27 protein-coding genes are annotated in these 20,925 nt (G+C 65.4%); 12 read left to right on the forward strand and 15 right to left on the reverse strand.

Translation table 11 applies throughout. The features are described 5' to 3' along the window. The first annotated feature begins 79 nt into the window (after positions 1 to 79). From KF857_10820 to KF857_10840, 5 genes are read left to right on the forward strand one after another with little or no spacing between them, the layout of a single operon-like run. Positions 80 to 781, forward strand: coding sequence for an HAD-IA family hydrolase (locus KF857_10820; GenBank protein ID MBX3112491.1), 702 nt, complete (start codon positions 80 to 82; stop codon positions 779 to 781). After that, positions 778 to 1,785 (forward strand): tRNA preQ1(34) S-adenosylmethionine ribosyltransferase-isomerase QueA, encoded by a 1,008-nt coding sequence (queA, locus tag KF857_10825; protein MBX3112492.1) that lies wholly within the window; start codon positions 778 to 780, stop codon positions 1,783 to 1,785. Before KF857_10820 ends, queA begins: the two co-directional genes overlap by 4 nt. Before the next feature lie 49 nt (positions 1,786 to 1,834). After that, positions 1,835 to 2,329 carry a helix-turn-helix domain-containing protein gene (locus KF857_10830; GenBank protein MBX3112493.1) on the forward strand — a complete coding sequence of 165 codons (495 nt, stop codon included), beginning with the start codon at positions 1,835 to 1,837 and terminating at the stop codon, positions 2,327 to 2,329. After that, positions 2,326 to 3,522, forward strand: a complete 1,197-nt coding sequence (locus KF857_10835; GenBank protein MBX3112494.1) for a glycosyltransferase — start codon at positions 2,326 to 2,328, stop codon at positions 3,520 to 3,522. Before KF857_10830 ends, KF857_10835 begins: the two co-directional genes overlap by 4 nt. Then, positions 3,479 to 4,456, forward strand: a complete 978-nt coding sequence (locus KF857_10840) for a hypothetical protein (protein MBX3112495.1) — start codon at positions 3,479 to 3,481, stop codon at positions 4,454 to 4,456. The genes KF857_10835 and KF857_10840 overlap by 44 nt, the downstream gene beginning before the upstream one ends. Here the strand turns inward: KF857_10840 and KF857_10845 are convergent. The 5 genes from KF857_10845 to KF857_10865 are packed head-to-tail and all read right to left on the reverse strand — an operon-like array spanning position 4,368 to position 8,250. Continuing rightward, positions 4,368 to 5,267 carry a hydroxymethylglutaryl-CoA lyase gene (locus KF857_10845; protein ID MBX3112496.1) on the reverse strand — a complete coding sequence of 300 codons (900 nt, stop codon included), beginning with the start codon at positions 5,265 to 5,267 and terminating at the stop codon, positions 4,368 to 4,370. The genes KF857_10840 and KF857_10845 overlap by 89 nt on opposite strands. Before the next feature lie 26 nt (positions 5,268 to 5,293). Next, on the reverse strand, positions 5,294 to 5,686 hold the full coding sequence (locus KF857_10850) for a hypothetical protein (protein MBX3112497.1): 393 nt from the start codon (positions 5,684 to 5,686) through the stop codon (positions 5,294 to 5,296). Then, positions 5,661 to 6,131 carry a biotin/lipoyl-binding protein gene (locus KF857_10855; protein ID MBX3112498.1) on the reverse strand — a complete coding sequence of 157 codons (471 nt, stop codon included), beginning with the start codon at positions 6,129 to 6,131 and terminating at the stop codon, positions 5,661 to 5,663. Before KF857_10855 ends, KF857_10850 begins: the two co-directional genes overlap by 26 nt. Continuing rightward, positions 6,116 to 6,835, reverse strand: coding sequence for a gamma-glutamyl-gamma-aminobutyrate hydrolase family protein (locus tag KF857_10860; GenBank protein MBX3112499.1), 720 nt, complete (start codon positions 6,833 to 6,835; stop codon positions 6,116 to 6,118). Before KF857_10860 ends, KF857_10855 begins: the two co-directional genes overlap by 16 nt. Then, on the reverse strand, positions 6,832 to 8,250 hold the full coding sequence (locus KF857_10865) for a 2-oxo acid dehydrogenase subunit E2 (protein MBX3112500.1): 1,419 nt from the start codon (positions 8,248 to 8,250) through the stop codon (positions 6,832 to 6,834). Before KF857_10865 ends, KF857_10860 begins: the two co-directional genes overlap by 4 nt. 163 nt (positions 8,251 to 8,413) lie before the next feature. On the opposite strand from KF857_10865, the gene rplK reads away from it, so the two are divergent. Continuing rightward, positions 8,414 to 8,839: a 50S ribosomal protein L11 gene (gene rplK, locus KF857_10870; GenBank protein ID MBX3112501.1), complete on the forward strand. Its 426-nt coding sequence runs from the start codon at positions 8,414 to 8,416 to the stop codon at positions 8,837 to 8,839. Positions 8,840 to 8,907: 68 nt separating this feature from the next. Further along, positions 8,908 to 9,480, forward strand: a complete 573-nt coding sequence (locus tag KF857_10875; protein MBX3112502.1) for a 5'-nucleotidase C-terminal domain-containing protein — start codon at positions 8,908 to 8,910, stop codon at positions 9,478 to 9,480. Here the strand turns inward: KF857_10875 and KF857_10880 are convergent. Both KF857_10880 and KF857_10885 read right to left on the reverse strand, forming a co-directional pair. Then, positions 9,477 to 9,833, reverse strand: a complete 357-nt coding sequence (locus KF857_10880) for a YbjQ family protein (GenBank protein MBX3112503.1) — start codon at positions 9,831 to 9,833, stop codon at positions 9,477 to 9,479. The two genes, KF857_10875 and KF857_10880, sit on opposite strands and share 4 nt — an antisense overlap. Before the next feature lie 36 nt (positions 9,834 to 9,869). Then, complete coding sequence (locus KF857_10885; protein ID MBX3112504.1) at positions 9,870 to 10,736, reverse strand: M48 family metallopeptidase; 867 nt, start codon at positions 10,734 to 10,736, stop codon at positions 9,870 to 9,872. 93 nt (positions 10,737 to 10,829) lie between these two features. On the opposite strand from KF857_10885, the gene KF857_10890 reads away from it, so the two are divergent. Continuing rightward, on the forward strand, positions 10,830 to 11,630 hold the full coding sequence (locus KF857_10890) for a PhzF family phenazine biosynthesis protein (GenBank protein ID MBX3112505.1): 801 nt from the start codon (positions 10,830 to 10,832) through the stop codon (positions 11,628 to 11,630). Between the two features lie 65 nt (positions 11,631 to 11,695). Here KF857_10890 and KF857_10895 read toward each other — a convergent pair whose 3' ends face one another. From KF857_10895 to KF857_10925, 7 genes are read right to left on the reverse strand one after another with little or no spacing between them, the layout of a single operon-like run. Continuing rightward, positions 11,696 to 12,178: a chemotaxis protein CheX gene (locus KF857_10895; GenBank protein ID MBX3112506.1), complete on the reverse strand. Its 483-nt coding sequence runs from the start codon at positions 12,176 to 12,178 to the stop codon at positions 11,696 to 11,698. 20 nt (positions 12,179 to 12,198) lie between these two features. Further along, positions 12,199 to 12,564: a response regulator gene (locus KF857_10900; protein ID MBX3112507.1), complete on the reverse strand. Its 366-nt coding sequence runs from the start codon at positions 12,562 to 12,564 to the stop codon at positions 12,199 to 12,201. Further along, positions 12,546 to 13,358 (reverse strand): protein-glutamate O-methyltransferase CheR, encoded by an 813-nt coding sequence (locus KF857_10905; protein ID MBX3112508.1) that lies wholly within the window; start codon positions 13,356 to 13,358, stop codon positions 12,546 to 12,548. Before KF857_10905 ends, KF857_10900 begins: the two co-directional genes overlap by 19 nt. Then, on the reverse strand, positions 13,348 to 14,385 hold the full coding sequence (locus tag KF857_10910; GenBank protein ID MBX3112509.1) for a chemotaxis response regulator protein-glutamate methylesterase: 1,038 nt from the start codon (positions 14,383 to 14,385) through the stop codon (positions 13,348 to 13,350). Before KF857_10910 ends, KF857_10905 begins: the two co-directional genes overlap by 11 nt. After that, the gene (locus tag KF857_10915) at positions 14,382 to 15,251 is read right to left on the reverse strand and encodes an HDOD domain-containing protein (GenBank protein MBX3112510.1); all 870 of its coding nucleotides are present in this window, start codon (positions 15,249 to 15,251) and stop codon (positions 14,382 to 14,384) included. The genes KF857_10910 and KF857_10915 overlap by 4 nt, the downstream gene beginning before the upstream one ends. Positions 15,252 to 15,255: 4 nt before the next feature. Beyond that, positions 15,256 to 15,765: a chemotaxis protein CheD gene (locus KF857_10920; protein MBX3112511.1), complete on the reverse strand. Its 510-nt coding sequence runs from the start codon at positions 15,763 to 15,765 to the stop codon at positions 15,256 to 15,258. Then, on the reverse strand, positions 15,766 to 16,395 hold the full coding sequence (locus KF857_10925) for a chemotaxis protein CheC (protein MBX3112512.1): 630 nt from the start codon (positions 16,393 to 16,395) through the stop codon (positions 15,766 to 15,768). 410 nt (positions 16,396 to 16,805) lie between these two features. Here KF857_10925 and KF857_10930 point away from each other — a divergent pair, with 410 nt between their 5' ends. The 4 genes from KF857_10930 to nusB are packed head-to-tail and all read left to right on the forward strand — an operon-like array spanning position 16,806 to position 19,503. Beyond that, positions 16,806 to 17,198: a hypothetical protein gene (locus KF857_10930; protein ID MBX3112513.1), complete on the forward strand. Its 393-nt coding sequence runs from the start codon at positions 16,806 to 16,808 to the stop codon at positions 17,196 to 17,198. Then, a complete protein-coding gene (locus KF857_10935) occupies positions 17,195 to 17,578 on the forward strand; it encodes a hypothetical protein (GenBank protein MBX3112514.1) in 384 nt (127 codons plus the stop codon). The genes KF857_10930 and KF857_10935 overlap by 4 nt, the downstream gene beginning before the upstream one ends. After that, complete coding sequence (accC, locus tag KF857_10940; GenBank protein MBX3112515.1) at positions 17,579 to 18,937, forward strand: acetyl-CoA carboxylase biotin carboxylase subunit; 1,359 nt, start codon at positions 17,579 to 17,581, stop codon at positions 18,935 to 18,937. Next, positions 18,934 to 19,503 carry a transcription antitermination factor NusB gene (nusB, locus tag KF857_10945; protein MBX3112516.1) on the forward strand — a complete coding sequence of 190 codons (570 nt, stop codon included), beginning with the start codon at positions 18,934 to 18,936 and terminating at the stop codon, positions 19,501 to 19,503. The genes accC and nusB overlap by 4 nt, the downstream gene beginning before the upstream one ends. Here the strand turns inward: nusB and rimO are convergent. Then, positions 19,500 to 20,867 carry a 30S ribosomal protein S12 methylthiotransferase RimO gene (rimO, locus tag KF857_10950; GenBank protein ID MBX3112517.1) on the reverse strand — a complete coding sequence of 456 codons (1,368 nt, stop codon included), beginning with the start codon at positions 20,865 to 20,867 and terminating at the stop codon, positions 19,500 to 19,502. The genes nusB and rimO overlap by 4 nt on opposite strands. Between the last annotated feature and the right edge of the window lie 58 nt (positions 20,868 to 20,925).

Consider the following 20,925-nt stretch of genomic DNA (forward strand, 5'->3'; position numbering starts at 1 on the left):
ACGTGCACCCCTGAGAAATGGGACGTTTGACCGTTCGGCCCCGGCATGGGCGTGGGCTTGGTCATCCTAGGCGGTGCCCATGCCGATCCGTGTCATCAGCTTTGACTGCGCCCAGACGCTGGTCGAGGCGAGGTGGAACCCCTCGGGCGTCGCCTGTGAGTCTGCCGAAGCGGCCGGACTCCGCTTTGACCGGCAAGTGGCCGGCGAGGTGTATGACCGGTTACTGGCCTCCCGCTGGGGTGGCTTCCGCCAGATCAACCTTCAGCGCAGCGAGGCGGCCTGTGGTGCCTGGTGGAAGGAACTGACCAGTGACTGGCTCGACCGCGTCGGGCTGGGACGCGGGCACACCGACGCCGTCGTGCACGAGGCCGACCGGATCATCTATGGCCCGCCGTCGCGGGTGTTCCGCCTCTATGACGACGTCTTGCCCTGCTTGGCGACGCTCCAGACGATGGGGTTCCCAATGGTCGTCGTGAGCAATTGGGACAACTCGCTCCACCGGGTCTTGCGTGAGTTCGCTCTGACCGACTGGTTCGCCCACGTGCTCGCCAGCATGGAAGAAGGCTGGGAGAAGCCCGACCCCCGTCTGTTCCAGGCCCTCTTTGACCGGGCCGGCGTCCGGCCCGACGAGGTGCTCCACATCGGCGACAACCCCCTGGACGACGTGCGCGGGGCCAAGGAGGCCGGCTGCCACGCCCTGCTCCTCGACCGTTCAGCGAGCCAATCGGCCGAAGGCGTGCTGGCGACGCTCGCCGACCTGCCCAAGGTGGTTGAAGGGTGAGGACCGGCGAGCTCGACTACGAACTGCCCGAGGAGCTCATTGCCCAAGAGCCCCTGGCGGACCGGTCCGCCTCGCGCCTGATGCGGGTGGACCGGATCACCGGGGCGGTCCGTCACCTGGTCTTCCGCGACATCGTCGAGGAGTTCGAGCCGGGCGACCTCCTCGTCCTCAACAACACGCGCGTCAGCGCGCTCCGACTCGTCGGCCGAAAGTCCAGCGGCGGCGAAGCAGAGGCACTCCTCCTCCGTGAGGTCGATGACGGCCTGTTCGAGTGCCTTCTCCGCCCGGCCAAGCGGCTCAAGCCTGGGACGCGGGTCGCCTTTGGCGACGGCCTCGACGGCACGGTGGAAGTGGGAGAGGACGGCCCCCTCCGGCGGATCCGCCTCCACGGCCAAAGGTGGCGGGACAAGCTGCAGGAACACGGCACGGTGCCCCTTCCTCCATATATCCAATCCGCGCATGACCAGCGAGAACGTTATCAGACCGTTTACGCGACTCGTCCCGGCAGTGCGGCGGCCCCGACGGCCGGATTGCACTTCACCCCTTCGCTCCTCGAAGCGATCAAGGGAAGGGGGGTCGATATCGCTTTCGTCACCCTCGATGTGAGCCTCGACACGTTCCGTCCGATCCAGACCGAGACGGTCGAGTCGTACCAGATCCACGGCGAGACCTGCGAGATGCCTCCGGAAACGGCAGAATTGATTGCCAATTGCCAACGTCGAGTCTGGGCGGTCGGCACCACCTCCGTCCGCACGATCGAGTCCTTCTCCGACGGCCCCCGCCAAGTCACCCCGGGCCGAAAGAAGACGTCAATTTTTATCACGCCAGGCTACACATTCCGCAATGTGGACGCCATCGTCACGAACTTCCACATGCCCCGCACCACGATGCTGGCCATGCTGTGCGCGTTCACCTGTCAAAAACACCTGTTCGACGCCTATGAGGAGGCGGTGAAGGCAAAGTACAGGTTCCTCTCCTTTGGAGATGCGATGATTCTCGCGTGATTTACGGCCTAACGGCCTAGGCCCATTGTGTCATTATCACGCATACGCCATGGCCGGTTCGACGAAGTCCTTTGATCCGCTTGAGTACATCGAAAACGCGTATCTCGACACCAAGAAGGGGAGCAAGTCGGCAAGCTCGTCGGAGCCCAAGCGCTTCCGCAAGACGCAGTTGAGCGCCCCGCGCCCACGCCGCGCCAAGAACAAGCAGCCCGAGCAAGTCATCGACCAGGGCCTCAAGGAACTCTTGGAGAGCCTGCCCCGGCACATGGAGTTCCTCGGTCGGTTCTTCAGCGACAACGTGACCGCCCGCTACTACCAAGGCGAGTTCGGCGAGACCCGCGAGCAGTTGATCCGCCGCCTCGTCGACCCGGTCCTTACCCTGGAAGACGTCAGCCGCCTTCTGGGCGTCTGCCCCGCCACCGTCCGGCGGTACACCAACCGGGGCTGGCTGGAGCACCACCGCACGGCGGGCGGACAGCGCCGCTTCCGCTTGAGCGGCCTCGCTAAGTTCGTCGAAGAGCACGGTAGACTCCCCGAGGAGTGACCCCAGACGCCGCCGGCCGCCGGTTGAGCATCGCGATGTTCACCGACAGCGCGTTGCCGGTCTTGAACGGCGTCAGCGTTTCTGTCGACCAACTGGTCCGGGGCCTGCGTGCCCTGGGGCACTCAGTGTCACTCTTCACGTCCGGCTACCCCGGGCATGTTGAGAGCGACCCCAACACCGTCCGGTTCCACAGTGTCTTGACCCCATGGGCACCCGGTTACCCGCTGAGCGTCCCCCCGTTCTACGGTTACCTGCGCGAGTTCCGCCGACGCCGGTTCGACGTCGTGCACTGCCACACCCCGTTCACGGTCGGTATGGTGGGCCTCCGGTGGGCGCAGTCCGAGGAGACGGCCGTCGTCGCCACCTACCACACCCAGTACGACAAGTACGCCCACTACGTCCCGTTCCTGCCCCATCGGTACACCCGGTTCAAGATCGCCAAGCACACCAACTACTTCTACAACCACGTCGCCCGTGTGGTCACCCCCAGCGACGCGGCCGGGCTGTGGCTCCGCCGGCACGCCGTGCGGACACCCTATGTCGTGGTCCCGACGGGGGTCCGCCTCCCCCCGCCCGATATGCGCGGGCCCGCCCGCGCCCGCTTCGACCTTGGCCCCGCGGACACCGTCGTCTTGTATGCCGGCCGGATCGCCCGAGAGAAGAACCTGCCCGTCCTCGTCGCCGCTATGGCCCCCCTTCTCGCCGAATCGTCCCGCCTCCACCTGTGGGTCGTCGGCGACGGTCCCCAGCGTGAAGAACTGCGCACCCTGGCGCGCCAGACCGGGGTCGGTGACCGGGTCCGGTTCTTTGGCTTTGTCTCCCGCGAAGAGATCGACCAGTACTATGCCGCCGCCGACGTCTTCGCCTTCACTTCGATGACGGAGACCCAGGGCTTGGTCGTCGTGGAGGCGATGGCCCACGGTCTGCCTGCCGTCGTCGTCCAAGGCGGCGGGGCCGGTGCCGCCGTCCGCGACGGCGAGAACGGGTTCCTGGTCTCCAACCGGCCCCAAGAGGTCACCGAGGCGTTGCGCCAGATCATCACCGACCGGCGCCTCGCCGAACGTCTGTCCGCCGGCGCACGCGAAACCGCCGCGGAATACACGGTCGAGAAGATGGTCTCGCGGGTCGTCGCGGTGTACCATGAGGCCCTTGGGACCGAACGAGCAGACATCCAAACCGTCGCGGTGGACTGACGGCCGCCCCTTTGGTCTCTTCCTCGCCTGGGTCGCCGTCTTGGCGCTCTTGCGGCTGCTCGTCGCGGCGGTGCCGGTGCCGGTAGACCTTGTCGCCCCGCTCTCCCTGCTTTCGACCCTGGTCTTCGTCGGTGGGCCGATCGTCGCCCTCTACGTCGGCGGGGCGACGGCCTGGCGGGCCGGGCAGGCGTCCCTCGTCTTGGCCGCCGGTGTCGCCCTCCATGTCGTCGGGTTTGCGGTGGCACGGTCAGCCGGTGGACAGGGGCCGGCAGGCGTCGGCGGTGTCGTGGCCATGCAGAGCGGGGTCCTGGTGTGGTGCCTTGGCTTGGGCGGCTTGGTGTCGCTGGTGCTCAAAGAGAAGGGCCTCCTCCTCCCCGTCGCGCTGTTCCTCGCCGGGTTCGACGTCTTTCTGGTCATGACGCCGTTCGCCCCCACCGCCAAGGTGGTCGAACAGAACCCCGGTGTCCTCAAGGCGGTCGCGATGTCGGTGCCCCAGGTGAACCAGGCCAAGCCCGGCGAGCCTCCTCCGGCCGCCAAGGTCGTGGACCTCGGGCTTGTCGGGCCCGCCGACTTGGCGTTCATGGGCATGTTCTTCGCCTGCCTGCACCGCTTCGGCATGCGCGCCCGCCGGACGGTGCTGTGGCTCGCCCCGGTCATGGCCCTCTACTTCCTGCTCGCCATCTCGCCGTTCGGGATCGGCATGCTGCCCGCCATGGTCCCCATCGGGATCACCGTCCTCGCCGTCAACTGGCGTGAGTTCGGTCTTCAGGGTCAGGAGCGCGTGGCGACATGGGTCGTCGCGGCGGTGTCCGTCGCCCTAGCCGGATACGGCGTCTACCAACGCCTCACCTACAAGCCCCCGCCAGAACCGCCTGCTGAGCCTTCGCATGCGGTGCCCGACCCAGGGCCTCAAGCACCGGCAGGCTCGCCATAGCGAGTCTTACGGGGTCGACCCCGGTCTCGACCCCGGTCCGCTCCAGCGCGTAGACCAGGTCGTCGGTGGCGAGGTTTCCTCCCGCACCCGGGGCATAGGGACACCCACCAAGGCCCGCGGCACTGGAATCGAAGGCGTCGTAGCCCTGCTCCATGGCAGCGAACACGTTGGCCATCGCCGTGCCCCGGGTGTCGTGGAAGTGCCAGGCGACTTGCTCCGTGGGCACGGACGACCGGACGGCCGTGGCGAGACGCCGGACTTCAGCGGGGACAGCGACGCCAATCGTGTCGCCCAAGCTCAACTCGTCGACACCGGCCTCCAGTAACCGCTCGCAGACCCTGACGACCGCGGCAGGCTCGACCCGGCCCGAATAGGGACACTCGAAGGCCGTCGACACGTACCCCCGGACGTGCCCGCCCGGCACCTGGTCCCGGAACGAGCGGACAACCTCGGCGAAGGCATCGAGCGACTCGGCAACCGTCATGTTGATGTTCTTGGTCGTGAACGCGTCGCTCGCGGCAGTGAAGAGCGCGATCCGCCGGTGGCCGCCGGCCACGGCCCGGTCGAGCCCCTTCACGTTTGGCACAAGGGCCGACCATGCGACATCCTCACGGCCCAAAACCGCCGCCGACACTTCGGCCGCGTCGGCCAACTGCGGCACCCACTTGGGCGACACGAAACTGGTCAGTTCAATCTCGCGCAGACCAGCGTCGGCAAGGGCCAGGGCAAAGGCAGCCTTGACGGCGGTGTCGACCGGGGTCTTTTCGTTCTGAAGACCGTCGCGGGGGCCGACTTCGATGATGCGGGCCACGGTGGGGATTGTGCCTGGTCCGTCCGTCAGCGGACGGGATGGACGTGAAGAAGGGCGGTCACAAAGCAGTTGTTGTCCAGCCGGCACAAGAACCGCAGCTGGAACCCGCTTTCCTTGGCCACCAAGCTATAGCACCACGAGCGGTCGTCGGCGACGTCTTGCTCGATGACGTTGATCAGGTCGAGCTTGACCATGTCGATGTGCCTGCGCGTCACGCTGTATTTGCCCCAGACCTCGACCATCGGGTCGTTGCCGTAGGTGATCTCGGACTTGTGGACCTGGAAGTAGGGCAGTCGCTGGAGTGCGGCGCGGAAGTCGACGAGGAACAGGTTGCGCTCGCGGACGCCAGCGAAGTCGCAAGCGTCGCGATAGCGACCCACTTGCATCGCAAAGTCAAGATCCGCGATCTTTGTCGCCATGCCCTACCCCAGCCGAAGGTTCGACTCTTACCAGCAGGTCGCCCTCTGAAACCTGCTGGCCCTTGGCCACCGGTAGAGCGGAGACCTTCCCCGCGACGTCCGCCGTGACCACGTGTTGCATTTTCATGGCTTCAAGCACCAAGAGCTTGTCACCGACAGCCACACATTGGTCTTGTTCCACAAACACGTCCACGACCAGGCCAGGCATCGGTGCTAGTTTCGTCCCTGAGCCTTGGGCGCCTTCGCCAGAACGTTCTCGCGTCGCGCGGGAGACCTCAAACTGCCGTCCTCCGACCGAAACAAGGGTTTTCGCTCCGACCCGTGTGACGAGGGCCGTCGATGTGCCCTCCGGGGTGTGCACGACCAACCGGTCCGGCCCTCTGACGACGGTGACGCTCGGGTCGGCCGTCAGTTCGACCTCGCGCCCGTTCACCAGGTGCCGCAAGCGGCCTTTTCCTCCTGGTATCGCCGGGCGGCGGCGACAAAGGACTCGAACAACTTGGGGGTGGCGTCGGCCTCGCTCCGCTCCGGGTGCCACTGGACACCGATCACCCACCGGTCGTCGTCGGTCTCGACGGCCTCGACTGTGCCGTCCTCGTGACGCGCCACCACGCGCAGGCCTGGCGCCACCGCGCCCACCGCTTGATGGTGGCTGCTCCGGCCCTGGGCGTCGGGGCCGACGATCTGGCCGAGCTTTGACCCGGGCTCCACCTTGTAGTCCTGCATGGGGTTGCCCCGGTGCTTGTCGTCGCCCACGACGTCGGGGAGGTGCTGGGTCAGGCCACCACCATGGTGGACGTTGATCATCTGGCAGCCGTAGCAAATGCCGAACACCGGCAAGCGGGGGTCGGCGTGCTTCAAGAGTTCCAGTTCGAGGGCAGCCCGGCGGGGGTCCTCAAGGTCAGCCTCGGGATGGAGGGGCTCACCCCACCGCGAGCTGTCGATATCATTGCCGCCGGTCATCAGCAACCCGTCGAGGACGGGCAGGACGGTGAGGGGGTCTGTTCCGGGGGGCAGCAACACGACGGCGGCGCCTGCCTCGGCCAGCCGGTCGACATAGTCGCGGTTCAGGACGTGCTTGACGTACTTCGCACCGGTCTTCGGGTCGTCGGTGCTCCCCATCGTGACGCCAATGATCGGTTTCTTCATGGTCCGAGGACTGTGTCGATCTGCTCGACCAGTTGCTTGAGTGTGTTCAGGAACTCCGCCCCGCCGACGCCGTTGATCAGCCGGTGGTCAATGGTGACGCCCACATTGCTCTGCCGTTGAAACCGCGGCGGCTCGTGGTCGTTGGTGACGCCCCAGTGGGCTTCGCCGAGGAACACGGTCACCACCCCGGGGGGGACGACGACCGCCATGGCGTCGCGCACACCGTGGCCCGCCATGTTCGTGATGCTCAGGGTGACGCTCTCGTCGGCCTGGTCCTTGCCATCGCGCGCCTCGTGGATCCGGTCGCGCAGGGCGGCGGCGAAGTCTGGCCACGACAACGTGTCGGCGTCGTGGACGACGGCGACGACGAGCTCGTCCCCCGGCCGCGCCACGGCCACACCGAGGTTGACGTGCTCGTACGTCCGCACCGTGCTGTCGCCGACCAGGGTCGATCGCACGACGGGGTGCTGCGCGGCCGCCTTCGCGACGGCATAAGCGAACATGGTGAAAAGGCTCGGCTGAAAATCGCTGTGCGACTCCTTCACCTTCGCCCTGGCCGCCTCGATGGCCGTCCAGTCCACCGCGACGCTCATCATGCCGGGCACGACGAGCTGGTTGCCGCGGACAAGCCGACTGGCCAGCACCCTCTGCTTGGCAGGCAACGGCGCCTCGGTGTGACCCTTCGCCCCGGACGGGGCCGACGACGCCAGGTAGGCGTCGATGTCGGCAGGCATCAGCTTTGCGCCTGCGGCGGGGACTTGGGCCAGCACCTCTTCGGTCAGGCCCTTTTCCTTGGCGTAGGCGCGGGTGCGAGGGGGCACGTCACGGCGCGTGGCCGCGGGGGGGGTCACTGCCGAAGTTGGCGCGGCCGTGGGGGCGGGGCCGTGGGCCGGCGCCGCGACCGGAGTGTCGGAACTTGCCAGGACACCGACCGGCGCCCCAATGGCGACGATCTGGTCGGGCTCGACCAGCCAGCGGAGCACCGTGCCGGCGTACGGCGACTCGACGTCCATGACCGCCTTGTCCGTCTCCATTTGGTAGATCGCCTCGTCGCGTTTGACCGCGTCGCCGGGCTGCTTGAGGAAAGCGACGATACGGGCCTCCTGGAGACCTTCGCCGATCTGGGGCACGTGGACGGTCACCTCGCCCCCGGCGGGCTCGGTCGGGGCCGCGTCGGCCACGTCCATCACGAGGACGTCGGCTCCGATGGCGAGGACGTCGTCGGGTCGGGCCAACCACCTCACCACCTTGCCTTCATGGGGCGACTCGACGTCCATGACCGCTTTGTCGGTCTCCATCTGGTAAATCGCCTCGTCGCGTTTGACGTGGTCACCAGGTTGCTTCAGAAACGCGACCAAGCGGGCCTCTTGAAGGCCTTCGCCGATCTGGGGGATTTTCAAAGAGACTTCAGGCATCGTCGGCTATTGCTCTCGGGGGTTGCGATGAAGTGTGACACAGCCCGGCCGGGTCCTGAGATGCCGCTCCGGACCGGGTATCTTTCGTCCCTCACGCGTCCCTCGTGGTCCCGACTGCCGCTTCCACAGTCTCCGTGACGAGGACGGAAAGGAAAGCGCTCCTATGGCCAAGAAGATCACCAGCGTCATCAAGTTGAACATCGCCGCGGGCAAAGGCACGCCGGCTCCCCCCGTCGGCCCCGCCCTCGGTCAGGCCGGCATCAACATGATGGAGTTTCTGAAGAAATTCAACGAGATGACCGCCCCGCAGATGGGCTTCCTCCTGCCGGTCGAGATCTCCGTCTTCGAAGACCGCTCCTATAGTTTTGTCGTCAAGCAGCCGCTGATGAGCGCCCTCATCAAGCAGGCGGTGGGGATCGAGACCGGATCCAAGACCCCGGGCAAGCAGACGGTCGCCGTGCTGACCAAGGCTAAGGCGATCGAGGTTGCAAAGCGCAAGATGCCGGACTTGAACACCACTGACGAAGAGATGGCCATCCGGATCGTCGCGGGGACCGCACGCTCGATGGGCATCGACACGGACTTCTGAACCCGGAAAAGGTCCCGGTCGGCCGGAACGCCGAGCGGTTTGGCCCTACAAATAGGTTGAGGGTCGCCATGAAACTCTTGATTCGTCAATGCCTTGTCGCCGCCGTTGCCTTGGCGGCGTGCTCGGCCTTGGCCGAAGAGCCGTCGAAGGCCTCACCCGGCCAGTCGATCGCCGACATCCTGTGTTCGGCCACGTCGGCCCCGGTGGCTTTCGTTCCCGACGGTGTGCTCAACCCCACCGGCAAGAACAACGACCTCTCCTCGTGGCTCCAGTTCCCCGCCGGCACGGTCTCCGTGGTCAAGCTCACCGGCAAGAAGTTCCGGGCCGCGATCGAGCGTTCGGTAAGCCTTTATCCATCGCCCAACCCGAGCTTCCTGCAGTTGAGTGGGGTCGACGTCACCTTTGACAAAGACCAACCGGCCGACCACCGCGTCACGTCGATCACCGTACTGGGCGCACCCTTGGAGGACGCCAAGACCTACGAGGTCGCCATGCCGACGAGCCTGGCCCAGGGTGGGGCGGGCTACTTCCTCATCTGGGAAAAGTCGGACGTCGTGCGCACCCTCAAGACGACCCTAGGCAGCCTGTGCAAAGGCAAGGCGGTCCTTGAGTCGGACTCGCGCTACAAGACCAAGGGCTAAGGGCCCACCTGCTGGATCACGCAAGCCGTCCCATAGGCGAGCACCTCAGTGATGCCCTGGGCCAGTTCGGTGGCGTCGTAGCGCATCGCCACGATCGCGTTCGCCCCCATCTGGGCCGCGTGGCTGATCATCAGGTCATAGGCTTCTTGGCGGGCGTGTTCGCACAGCTCTGAATAGAGGGTGATGTTGCCGCCAAACAGGGACTGCAGCCCCGCGCCGACCTGCCCGATCACAGAACGGCTGCGCACGGTGAGGCCGCGCACGACCCCGATGTAGCGGACGACTTTGTACCCCTCGAAGCCGTTCGCGGTCGTGACCCATGCATGGAGCTGCTGGGCCTGAGGAGTCATCATTGGGTTCACGGAAGCATCTTGCCCCGAACCGCCGCCTCAGGGCAAGCGGGCGGCCTTGGCCGGGGACTTGGCGTAGTCGCCCGCCATGATCTTGTCGTAGGCCCCGCTCAGGTGCCACCTTTCCAGTTCCTGCATGCGCTGGACGGGGATCGGGTGGGTCAACCACGCCCCGTAGGCCAGGAACACCAACAGCTTCATGATCTCGTCGCCGAGCGACATGTCCTGGTACATCCTCGCTTGGTCAAGGAAGGCGTCGACGCTCATCTCCCCGGCAAAGCGGGTGGACCCGGCGGTCAGGCGGAGTAAGGAGTCCGAGGCGACGTGGAAGTCCTGGCACGTCAAGAGACCAGCCCGGTCACACGTCAGTTCGGCCTGCCGGCTCCATTCAAAGAACGCGACGACCAACCCGGTGGACGCCGCGCTGGTGACGCCGAACGTGTATTGCCCGAGCAAGTCGAGCAGTTGCATGAGCACCCGGCCCATCTCCATGTACAAGACGTGGCCGGCCTTGATGTGGCCCAACTCATGGCCGATCAGGTCGAAGAGCTGTTCGTCCGTGAACGCGTCGACGATCGAACTGCGCAACGTGATGTAGGGTCGCTCCACCCCGCCCGTCCATGCGTTCGGGAACGGATTGTTGGTCACGTAGAGTTCCGGCTCCGGCATGTCGAGGATCTCGCACGACTCCCGCAGGATCTCGTGCAGCGTCTTGAACTGCTTGGGCCCGCACCGGACCGACATCCCCATGTTCATCACGTAGAGGGCCCGGTCGACGCCGATCTCGTGGAACTTGCGGAGCACGACCTCGAAGAACGGGATCTTCTTGAGGGCCTCAAGGGCTTGCCGGTCGGTGTCGGCCATAAAGGCATCGGTGCTGATGTCGGGGAACCGCTTGCGTGCCATGGCGTGCTTGATAGGATACGACGCGCCAAGCCCAGAGTTGCACGGGACGTCCTTGGCCTAGGCTCTCGTCCCCGGTTGACCCAGACTCGAGCCATGTCGAGACCCTTCGCCCTCGTCGACGCCTTTGTCACCGAGAGGCCCTGGTCGGGCAACCCCGCCGGAGTCTGCCTGCTGGAAGCCTGGCCGAGCGACGCTTGGATGCAGGGCGTCGCGGCGGAGATGAACCAGGCGGAGACCGCCTTCCTCGTCGCCGAAGCCGGCGCGTTCGGTCTCCGATGGTTCACGCCGTCGGTCGAGGTGGACCTGTGCGGACACGCCACCCTCGCTTCGGCCCACTGGCTCTGGGAGTCCGGCGTCATTCCCGCCACGTCGCCCGCGACGTTCCGCTCCAAGTCCGGCGTGCTCACCGCCCGGCAAGAGTCCGGTCTGGTCGTCCTTGATTTTCCAGCCGAGGCCCCCCAGCCGGGGGACGCGCCTGGCGTCGGGGAGGCCCTGGGTGTCCGCCCCGTCTGGACCGGCGCGAACCGTATGGACTGGTTCGTCGTGGTGGGCTCACAGGCCGAGGTCGAGGCGGCGGCCCCCCACATGGACGCCGTCAGGGCCACCGGCCTCCGGGGTGTCGTCTTGACCGCCCGTGCCGCTCCGGGCGGCCCCGACTACGTCAGCCGGTTTTTTGCCCCCCAGAGCGGCATCGACGAAGACCCGGTGACGGGGTCGGCCCACTGCGCCCTTGGCCCCTATTGGAGCAGGGTCTTGGGCCAAGACAGCCTTGTCGGCGAACAACTGTCGTCCCGACGCGGCCGCGTCGGCACCGCGGTCCGGGGCGACCGGGTCTTATTGCGCGGGGCGGCGCGAACGGTCACCAGCGGGAACATGCTTGTCCAGCCCGAATGACAAAAGGGACGGCCCGCCCCGGAAATGTCCGGGACGGGTCGCTTGATGGGCCCCTCGGGCTTTTGTCAGGCCGCCGACCGCTTGGCGCGCTCTTGGAGGCTGACGTTGATCTCAATGTGGCCGAGGTCACCGATCTCGATCGGGATGACCAGGGCAGGGATGTCCAGCGTCGTGATCTTGACGTTCGTGCCCTTGACGATGGTCGGCGGGGTGATGTCCACGACGTACCCTTGCTGGGAAAGCAACGTCGCACTGTTGCCGCTGATCATGTTGCCCAGTTCGGCGATGGCCGACGCCGCCAGCTGGTCGAAGGTGACGATCTGGGTGCCGCACATTGCCGAGGCGATTTTGTCGGCCGTGACGACGGACATACCGTAGATGACCTGGCCCTCGACGTCGCCGGTGACACCGCACACGATGTTCACTTGCTGCGAAGTGAACACCTGCGGCCGGGCGCTTAACTGGCCACGGTTCGGTGTCGTCCCGATCAAAGTCTGGACCACGTTGATCGACGCGCCCACGAACGGGGAGACGTATTCGACTTTCATGCCAATGTCTCCGCTTCCGCTCAGGCCGCGAGAAGCTTCTTGACGGCCTCCAAGACGCGGTCAGGCTGGAAGGGCTTCACGATGAAGTCCTTCGCCCCCGACTGGATCGCCTCGACGACCATGTTCTTTTGCCCCATCGCCGAGCACATGACCACCTTGGCGCCTGGATCGATCCCCCGGATCTCCTTCAGGGCAGCCAGGCCGTCCATCTCCGGCATGGTGATGTCCATGGTCACAAGGTCGGGCTTCAACTCTTGGTAGAGCTTCACGGCTTCCAGCCCGTTCTGGGCTTCGCCGACGACCTCGTAGCCGTTTTGCGACAGGATGTTCTTCAACGTCACCCTCATGAAGAGGGCGTCGTCCGTGATCAGGATGCGGTTCGCCATTCTTTTTGACCCATCAGTGGTTTCTTGTAGAAAAACGGTAAAGGTGTCTCGAACCCAAGGTCGTGGGCCTTGAAGACACGCTCGGTGCTACCCACCCACAGGTAGCCGCCGGGAGCCAAGGCGTCAAAGAACCTTTGGTACAAGTTATCCTTGGCTTCATCGGTGAAATAGATCACCACGTTCCGGCACATTATCAGGTCAAAGCCCTTGTCAAACCGGTCGGCCAGAAGGTTTTGACGGCTGAACCTCAGGTACTTGCGCAGCTTGTCGTCGGCCACCCAGTGGTCGCCGGACCGGTGGAGATAGGCACGTTTGTATGCATCGGGGACACACCGGACGTCGGAGTCCACGAAGCGCCCTTCTTTGGCCTGCGTCAGCGCGGCGGTGTCGATGTCGGTACCGTCGATGCGGTGCGAGCCGGGGTACTTAGCGTCCAAGACCATGGCGAGACTGTGGGCCTCCGCCCCATAGCTGCATCCCGCGCTCCAAACTCGCAGGGACTTCGACCGCATCAAGAGGTCGGGGATCACCCGGGTGTCTAGGTCGGCCCACTTTTCCGGGTTGCGGAACAGTTCGCTGACGTTGATCGCCATCTTGTCGAGGAACCAGTCCAGGTTCTGCGGCCCCTTGCCCAGCCAAACCCACAGGGCGGCAAGGTCGGCGCAACCTTGCTGCTCGGCCATCCCGATGATGCGCCGTTGGAGTTGGTTTGCCTTGTACAGCGCCAGGTCGATGCCGGTCTTACGCAGAAAGTGCGCGTAAAACGTGGCCCAGTCGGCGGAACTAGGAAGCAAGCGCCGTCCTCCCCGTCGTACCGGCGACAATCGCCGCACCCAGCTCTCTTAGGTCAAACTCGGCGTCGATCCCTCCGGCCTTCTTGGCCGCCTGGGGCATCCCATAGATGACGCAGGACGACTCCGCCTCGCCAAAGACCTTGCCCCCCTTCGCCCGGATGGCGACGGCGCCGTCGGCACCGTCACGTCCCATACCGGTCATGACCACCCCCAGACAGCGGGAGCCAAACGCTTCGCTCGCCGACTTGAACAAAATGTCGGCGGCCGGCTTGACCCCGTGGACGGTCGGGCCGTCACCAACGGTCAGACGGGCGCCATGGCCGATCGAGAGGTGGAAGCCACCCGGCGCGATGTAGGCCTGACCAGATTCCAGACGGTCTCCGTCCCTTGCCTCGCGGCAAGGAACCGTGCCCAAGCTGTCCAGCCGGGCGGACAAGCTCGCGGTGAATCCCTGCGGCATATGCTGCACGATCACGACCGGGCAGGGAAACCCCTTGGGTAGTGATTGGAACAGGCTCACCAGCGAGCGGGGCCCGCCAGTCGAACTCGCGACCAAGACCACCTTGTCCGACGGCTTGGACGAGGCCCGGACCGGCGGCGGCGGGCTTGCTGGCCTGCCTCCACCGAACCGGGCGTATCGAGAAGCACGCAACCGTTCGAGAAAGTCGTTCTTCGCCTCGACCAACCGGAGGCTGTTGCCGCCTTGTGGCTTCGTGACGAAGTCGTAAGCACCCAGTTCAAGAGCCTTGAGCGTCGCTGCCGCACCAGCCGTCGTGACGCTGCTCACCATAAGGACGGCCCGCTGCTTTTGCCCCATGATCTTGTCCAGGGCGGTGATGCCGTCCATGTTGGGCATCTCCACGTCGAGGGTCACGACGTCAGGGTCGAGCTCGGCCGCCTTGGCCACACCTTCGAGCCCGTCCTTCGCCACCCCGACGACCTCAAAGTCCGGCTCTTCCTTCAGCCAGTCCTGGAGCATCCGGCGCACGAACGCCGAGTCATCGACAATCAATACCTTTCGCTTCATGCCGCCACCAAATCCTCGAACAGCTTCTCGTACTCCTCGTAGCTCTCGACAAAGGCGTCGGTGACCTGGTCGAGATCGACCGCTTTCAAACCCAGCCGCGTCAGGGAGCTTTCGGAAAACCGATAGAGCAGACCGTCGCCACCCAGGCCGAAGCCCATGGTCATCGTCAGGTAGTTGCCCAGGTGCACGCAGTCGACCAACGGCGGGTTCTCCGGCGCGTCGTCGGGCATGTGGTGCCAACGCACCGCCGCGACAAGGTCGGCCGGCAGGTTCCAAGCGTTGGCGAGGTGCTCTCCGACCTGGGTGTGGTCATAACCCAGGATCTTGCGTTCTGCCTCGTCAAAGGAGAGCCCTTCGCGGTTCGCGTAGTTCAGGATCGCGACAATCTTGTTTTCCAGCCAAATGCTGACGGCGACCTTGCCGATGTCGTGGAGCAATCCCGCAGTGAACGCGACGTCGTCCTTTTGCTTGCCGCTGAGCTTGGCGACTTGCTGCGCACCGACCGCGGTGCCGAAGGCATGCGTCCACATCGCGCGCGGACCCAGCGAGTAGCCGGGCAAAGGCCGGCTCATCCAGGGGTAAGTCCCCGCGACGAGGGCAAGGTTCTTGACGTTGCGCATCCCCAAGATCACGACCGCTTCCTGAAGGTCGCTGACTTGGCGCGAAAGCCCGTAAAAGGCGCTGTTTGCCAGCCGGAGGACCCGCGCGCTGAGCGATTGGTCGGCCGACAGAATCTGCGCCACGGAAGCCGCCGTGGAGTTCGGCGACTCCGTCGCCTGCATGACACGGATCGCCGCGGCCGGGATCGTCGGGAGGTCCGACGTCTTCTTGATGATGTCATCAATGGTGATGGTCGCTTGGCTCATCAGTTCATCCCTTCAGGTTGCAGAGCGTTTTTTCGCCCGTGTTGACCGTGCGGACCTTCACCAGGCCGTCCTGGATCGTCACGACCACCGTCCGACCGTTTGAGCCGCCGGTGTCCGTGGCGAGGACCTTGAAGCCGTTTTTCTTGACCAAGGCGGCGACCGCCTCGACATTGCGCGCCCCCACGTCGAGCTTGGAGTCACCGGGAGTGCCGAACTTGAAGACCTGTGCGCCGCCCGCGTAGGCGGCGACCATCCGGGAGGGCACCGCACCCAGAGCGGTCATTTGGCGCACCATTTCGGGGACGCCCGTGTCGGCGAACTTGCCGATCTTGTCGGCGGGACGCCCGGGGAACGACGCGGGCAGCATGACGTGGATCATGCCGCTGACCTGGGTGGTCGGGTCGTACAACACCAGGCCGATGCAACTCCCTAGGCCGAGGCAGTTGTACGCGGCGTCGCCCTTGGCGACATGGATGTCCCCCATGCCGACCATCATCGCCGACACCGTGGACATCTACGCCGCCTCCGCCACACCGAGGCGGCGAAGCATCAGGTTCAGGCCCTCGACAGTCGGGATGCAGAGGAAATAGCCCTGCGTGGCGGTGTCCTCGTAGTCGTAAATCTTGGTTTCGATGGCCAGCGCGACCACTTCCTGCAGCTCGGCCTCGGCGACCACCGTGCTCACAACCGAATAGCACAGGTCGATCGACACGACCGGCGGAGTGGCGTGGATGGCCAGTCCGGTCATGTTCGAGAGCGCGTTCATGAAGCTGGAGTTGAGGATGTTTCCGATCTCCAGCATCGCGCTGGCGGCAAGGTCGTCGACCTCGGCGAAGCTGTCGGGGCAAGTACCGAGCAAGTAGCGCCACACCGTCTGGGCACTTTCCCACGGGAACACAAACGCGATGTGCCCGGTGACGTCACCCTCGATCGGCATCATGATCCCGACGACCACCGCCTCGGGGTCTCCGACCAAGGCCGGTACGTTCTCGATCGCGACCGTCTCGACATTCGGCACCTCCATGTTGAAGGACCGCCCGGTCAAGTCCGAAAGCGCGGTCGTGGCATGGCCGAGGCCAATGTTCGCCATCTCGCGGACCGCCGACATTTCGAGAAGCCCGTATGTGCCTTGTTCTCCCGTCATCCTGAACATCCCCGCCAATTCACATGTCGGCACACCGGCGCAGTCGCCACACCCGGACAGGGCTGATTTAGCGAGGGCCTGGTGTTTTCCACAGGGTGGCGGCGCCTGCCGGCTACGGGCTCACTCCAGCGGGCAAGGGGAAAACTTCAACGAACAATGCACAAAAGTTCGTAATTGAGAGTCGTTTGGCGACCTGACTTGTCTATTATTATACGGGGCCTCGAAGAGCACGACAGCCGCGCATGCGGCAGGACGGGTTCATAGGGAGGCTTCGGAACACAAGCATCGGGATACGACGTTGCTCCTCTCCAGTCGTATCCCACTTTTTACTTGGAAGCCCAACGGCGCGCTTCTGTTCCGTCCCCAGAGACGAATTTGTCCCCAAATTGTGCCCAGGTAACATGCTGTCCATGTCCAGCCTCGACCAAGAGACGGTGCGGCGCGCCGTGGCGGTGGCCAGGGCCCGCGGGCTGGCTCGCATCAAGGTCGCCGTCGAAGGCGGTTCGGTCACGGCCACCCTGTCCCCCGACTGGGAGCCCACGCCGGTCGTAAGCGACGAGCCCAGTGCCGACGACGTCGCCCGGGTCGCCGTCGTGACCGCCCCCGTTGTAGGCTACTTCCGGGCCGCAACGCTGGCCGAGGGCGATGAAATCGAGGTCGGCCAATCGGTCGGCGAGGTCGTCGCCCTGGGCATCAGCAACGACGTGCCCAGCACCGTCTCCGGTGTCTTTGAAAGGTTTCTTGCTGAAGATGAGTCCGCTGTCGAGTTCGGCCAGGGCCTGGCGAGGATCATGGAAAAATGAGAAAAGAATCGGGACGGGGTGGTTTGGTCGGAGTGATCGCGGCGGCGGCAGTGGCGCTGGTCCTTGTGCTCGTCTTCACCAACGGGTCGTCGATCTTTGGCGGCAAAAAGGAGCCCGAGCGCGCCGACGGCCAAGGCAAGACCCTCGTCGGCAAATCGCTGCTGAAGGCCAAAGACACCGTCTGCCTTGAGCAACTGCAAGAAGACCGGCAGATGATCCAGGTCGCGACCGACCCGGTCGAAGAGACCAAGCCGGCCAGCCTAGCCGAAGCCAAGGTCACCGGAGACCTCGCCCGGTGCCCGATCGGCAAAGAGCCTTACGTCTACGACCCGGCGACCGGTAGTATCCACTGCCCCCACCCGGGCCACGAGAAGTACTGAATGTTTGAACGTGTTCTGGTCGCCAACCGTGGCGAAATCGCTTGCCGCGTCATCCGCGCCCTCCATGAGTTGGGCGTCGAGGCGATCGCCGTCCATTCCAAGGCCGACGCGGACAGCCGCCACGTCCACATCGCCGACCGGTCCGTCTGTGTCGGTGAGGCCAGCAACACCGACAGCTACCTTAACCTCGCCAACGTCCTCATGGCGGCGGAGATCACCGGCGCGCAGGCCGTCCACCCGGGCTTCGGCTACTTCTCCGAGCGAGCCCGGTTCGCGGAGGCCCTCGGAGCGATGGGTGTCACCTTCATAGGCCCCTCCGTCAGCGCCATCGAGGCGATGGGAGACAAAGCGAGAGCCAAGGAAGCCGCGATCGACGCCAACTGTCCGGTCGTCCCAGGCTCGGACGGCGTCGTCGCCAACGAGGCCGACGCGGCCCGGTGGGCCGAACAGATCGAATACCCCGTCCTGCTGAAGGCGGTCGCGGGCGGCGGCGGTCGGGGCATCCGCCGGGTCAATGACGAAGACGAACTGGGCCGCCTGTTCAAGACCGCCCAGGCCGAAGCCCAGGCCAGTTTTGGCAACGGCGACCTCTTGGTCGAGAAGTGCGTGGTGGAGCCGCGCCACGTGGAGATTCAAATCCTCGGAGACGAGCACGGCAACGTCATCCACCTCGGCGAGCGCGAGTGCAGCGTCCAGAACCTCCGCCACCAGAAGATTGTCGAGGAGGCCCCTTGTGCGGTCTTGGACACGGACACAAGACGGCGCATGGGCGAAGCCGCCGTGCGCGTCGCCAAGAGTGTCGGCTACACGAACGCCGGGACCGTCGAGTTTCTCCTTGACAAGTCGGGCAGCTTCTACTTCCTGGAAATGAACACGCGCATCCAGGTCGAGCACCCTGTCACCGAATCGGTCACCGGGCTCGACCTGGTGCAGTGGCAAGTCCGCATCGCTGCGGGAGAGCCGTTGCCCGTGACCCAGGACGACGTCGACCTTGCCGGGCATGCGATCGAGGCAAGGATCACCGCGCAAGACCCCGACAAGGACTTCGCCCCCTGCACCGGCAAGATCACCCGCTGGGAGCCGCCCGGATTCGGCGGAGTACGTCTCGACACCCACGTCTACGCCGGTTTCACCGTGTCGCCGTTCTACGACCCGATGATCGCCAAGCTGATCGTCACGGGACGCGACCGCGCCGAGGCCGTCAACCGGCTCCGCGTCTGCCTCGACGAGTTCCATGTCGAGGGCATCCAGACCAACATCCCGTTCCTCCGCCGCTTGGTGCGCCACCCGGACTACATCTCCGGAGACGTGAGCACCGCGTTCGTCGGCCGGTTCCTGGCAGAAGGCCAGGCACCATGAGCGACCCGTCCCATTCGCGCCGCCTGGCCCGCGAGATGGCCGTCCAAGCCCTGTACGCCGTCAAAGTCGGCGGCACCACCTCGACCGTCGCTTGTGACGACGTCCTGACCCGACACCCCCTCACGCCCGAGAACGAGGCGTTCTTCCGGGGCTTGGTCGAAGGCGTCTCCCGCAACGTGCCCGCCCTCGACGCGGTCGTCGACCGGTTCCTCGCCCGAGGCTGGTCCGTCGACCGGCTCGCCCTCACCGATCTCTTGGTGTTGCGGCTCGCGACATACGAGATCCATCACCTTCCCGGCATGCCCCCCAAGGTGACGATCACCCAGGCGGTGGAACTGGCCAAGCTCTTCGGCTCTGCCGAGAGCGGGCGGTTTGTCAACGGCGTCCTCGCCAGCGTCTTGGCCGACTCGGACAAGGCCGAGTGGGACCCCGCGCGGGAAGAGCAGCGCGAAACCATGGAGGAGGAGCCGCGCCCTGTCGTCGAGGAGGAGGAAGCCGACGAGGCCGCCCAACCCGAGACCGCCCGGTTCCAGGTCGGAGCGTGGGTCGTCAAGAGTGACGGCTAGCGCGGTTCGGCCGACGACATCTTGAGCGGCACAAGTTCTTTTCTGGCGCGCGAAACGCCCTCAAGGTGGCCGTACAGGTCGTGGGTATGGGCCTCGTCAACGGTGACCCTGACAAACGAACCGGGGCGGGCCGACCCCTTGGCGTAGACCCAGCCGTCGATTTCCGGGGCGTCGCGAAACGACCGGCCCGCCACCCAGCCGTCCTTCACCTCGTCGACCAGCACTTCGAGTTCCCTGCCGACCCAAGACCAGTTCTTCTCCAAGGCGACCACCGACTGGGCGCGCATCAGTCGGTCGTAGCGCTCGCGTTTGACCCGGAACGGCACCTGGCCCGGCATGTCGGCACTGGGTGTGCCCGCCTCGCGCGAATAGGTGAAGGCTCCGACCCGGTCAAGGCGGGCCTCCTGGACAAAGTCCAGGAGCGAACTGAACTCCGCCTCGGTCTCGCCGGGGAACCCGACGATGAAGGTGGTCCGCACCGCCACGTCGGGCACCGCGGCCCGGACCTTTTCGATGACTCGCAGGTAGCGTTCCCCGTCCCATGGCCGCTTCATCCGCCGCAGAACGTCGGGGTGGGTGTGCTGGAACGGGATGTCGATGTACGGCACGACGTGTTCCAGCGTGGCCATCGCCTCGATGACCTCGTCGGTCAGGCGGTTCGGATAGAAGTAAAGCAGGCGGACCCACTTCAGCCCGTCGACTCCGTTGAGCTCGCGGAGCAACCGGGGCAAAGTGAACTCCCGGTAGAGGTCGTAACCGTATTGGGTGACGTCTTGGGCGATGAGGTTGGCCTCGACACACCCGGTCGCGGCCAAGTGGCGGGCCTCTTCGACGACCCGTTCGACCGGCTTGCTGACGTGCTTGCCCCGGAACGACGGGATCGTGCAGAAGGTGCATTGGTGGTCGCATCCCTCGCTGACCTTGATGTAGGCGCTCCAGGGCTTGCCCGTCCGCTGGCGGGTACCGACCGTGGCCCATTGGTGGTGGGGAGGTCGGACGTCGACAAAAGACTCTCGATGCCCGAACACCGCCGCGGCGACGTCGGCGAAGCGTCCCATCTGCCCGACCCCGACGTAAGCGTCAGCCCCGGGGGCGAGAGAGGCCAGCTCTTCGCCGAGACGCTGGGACAGGCACCCGGCCACGACCACGCGACCCGACCCCTTGGCGGCGACGGCCGACTTGATCGCCTCGATCGACTCTGCCTTGGCACGTTCCAGAAAGCCGCAGGTGTTGACCACGGTCAGGTCCGCCGGCCGGCTCGCGTCGACCGTATAACCCGCCGCCCGCAAGACCCCGGCGATCTCCTCGCTGTCCACCTCGTTTTTCGCGCAACCGAGCGTGATGATGCGGACGTTTTGCGGCATGACCGCATGATGTACCCCCAGCCAGGCCGAGGTGGGCGGGCCTTCGGCTAAACTCGTC

The organism is Fimbriimonadaceae bacterium (assembly GCA_019638795.1).
Lineage (GTDB): Bacteria > Armatimonadota > Fimbriimonadia > Fimbriimonadales > Fimbriimonadaceae > JAHBTB01.

Excerpts from the sequence above, each read along its gene's own strand:
- KF857_10820 (MBX3112491.1), top strand. The coding sequence starts at position 80 with ATGCCGATCCGTGTCATCAGCTTTGACTGCGCCCAGACGCTGGTCGAG.
- KF857_10830 (MBX3112493.1), top strand. The coding sequence starts at position 1,835 with ATGGCCGGTTCGACGAAGTCCTTTGATCCGCTTGAGTACATCGAAAAC.
- KF857_10850 (MBX3112497.1), bottom strand. The coding sequence starts at position 5,686 with ATGGCGACAAAGATCGCGGATCTTGACTTTGCGATGCAAGTGGGTCGC.
- KF857_10860 (MBX3112499.1), bottom strand. The coding sequence starts at position 6,835 with ATGAAGAAACCGATCATTGGCGTCACGATGGGGAGCACCGACGACCCG.
- KF857_10865 (MBX3112500.1), bottom strand. The coding sequence starts at position 8,250 with ATGCCTGAAGTCTCTTTGAAAATCCCCCAGATCGGCGAAGGCCTTCAA.
- rplK (MBX3112501.1), top strand. The coding sequence starts at position 8,414 with ATGGCCAAGAAGATCACCAGCGTCATCAAGTTGAACATCGCCGCGGGC.
- KF857_10875 (MBX3112502.1), top strand. The coding sequence starts at position 8,908 with ATGAAACTCTTGATTCGTCAATGCCTTGTCGCCGCCGTTGCCTTGGCG.
- KF857_10880 (MBX3112503.1), bottom strand. The coding sequence starts at position 9,833 with ATGATGACTCCTCAGGCCCAGCAGCTCCATGCATGGGTCACGACCGCG.
- KF857_10885 (MBX3112504.1), bottom strand. The coding sequence starts at position 10,736 with ATGGCACGCAAGCGGTTCCCCGACATCAGCACCGATGCCTTTATGGCC.
- KF857_10890 (MBX3112505.1), top strand. The coding sequence starts at position 10,830 with ATGTCGAGACCCTTCGCCCTCGTCGACGCCTTTGTCACCGAGAGGCCC.
- KF857_10895 (MBX3112506.1), bottom strand. The coding sequence starts at position 12,178 with ATGAAAGTCGAATACGTCTCCCCGTTCGTGGGCGCGTCGATCAACGTG.
- KF857_10900 (MBX3112507.1), bottom strand. The coding sequence starts at position 12,564 with ATGGCGAACCGCATCCTGATCACGGACGACGCCCTCTTCATGAGGGTG.
- KF857_10910 (MBX3112509.1), bottom strand. The coding sequence starts at position 14,385 with ATGAAGCGAAAGGTATTGATTGTCGATGACTCGGCGTTCGTGCGCCGG.
- KF857_10915 (MBX3112510.1), bottom strand. The coding sequence starts at position 15,251 with ATGAGCCAAGCGACCATCACCATTGATGACATCATCAAGAAGACGTCG.
- KF857_10920 (MBX3112511.1), bottom strand. The coding sequence starts at position 15,765 with ATGTCCACGGTGTCGGCGATGATGGTCGGCATGGGGGACATCCATGTC.
- KF857_10925 (MBX3112512.1), bottom strand. The coding sequence starts at position 16,395 with ATGACGGGAGAACAAGGCACATACGGGCTTCTCGAAATGTCGGCGGTC.
- KF857_10930 (MBX3112513.1), top strand. The coding sequence starts at position 16,806 with ATGTCCAGCCTCGACCAAGAGACGGTGCGGCGCGCCGTGGCGGTGGCC.
- KF857_10935 (MBX3112514.1), top strand. The coding sequence starts at position 17,195 with ATGAGAAAAGAATCGGGACGGGGTGGTTTGGTCGGAGTGATCGCGGCG.
- accC (MBX3112515.1), top strand. The coding sequence starts at position 17,579 with ATGTTTGAACGTGTTCTGGTCGCCAACCGTGGCGAAATCGCTTGCCGC.
- nusB (MBX3112516.1), top strand. The coding sequence starts at position 18,934 with ATGAGCGACCCGTCCCATTCGCGCCGCCTGGCCCGCGAGATGGCCGTC.
- rimO (MBX3112517.1), bottom strand. The coding sequence starts at position 20,867 with ATGCCGCAAAACGTCCGCATCATCACGCTCGGTTGCGCGAAAAACGAG.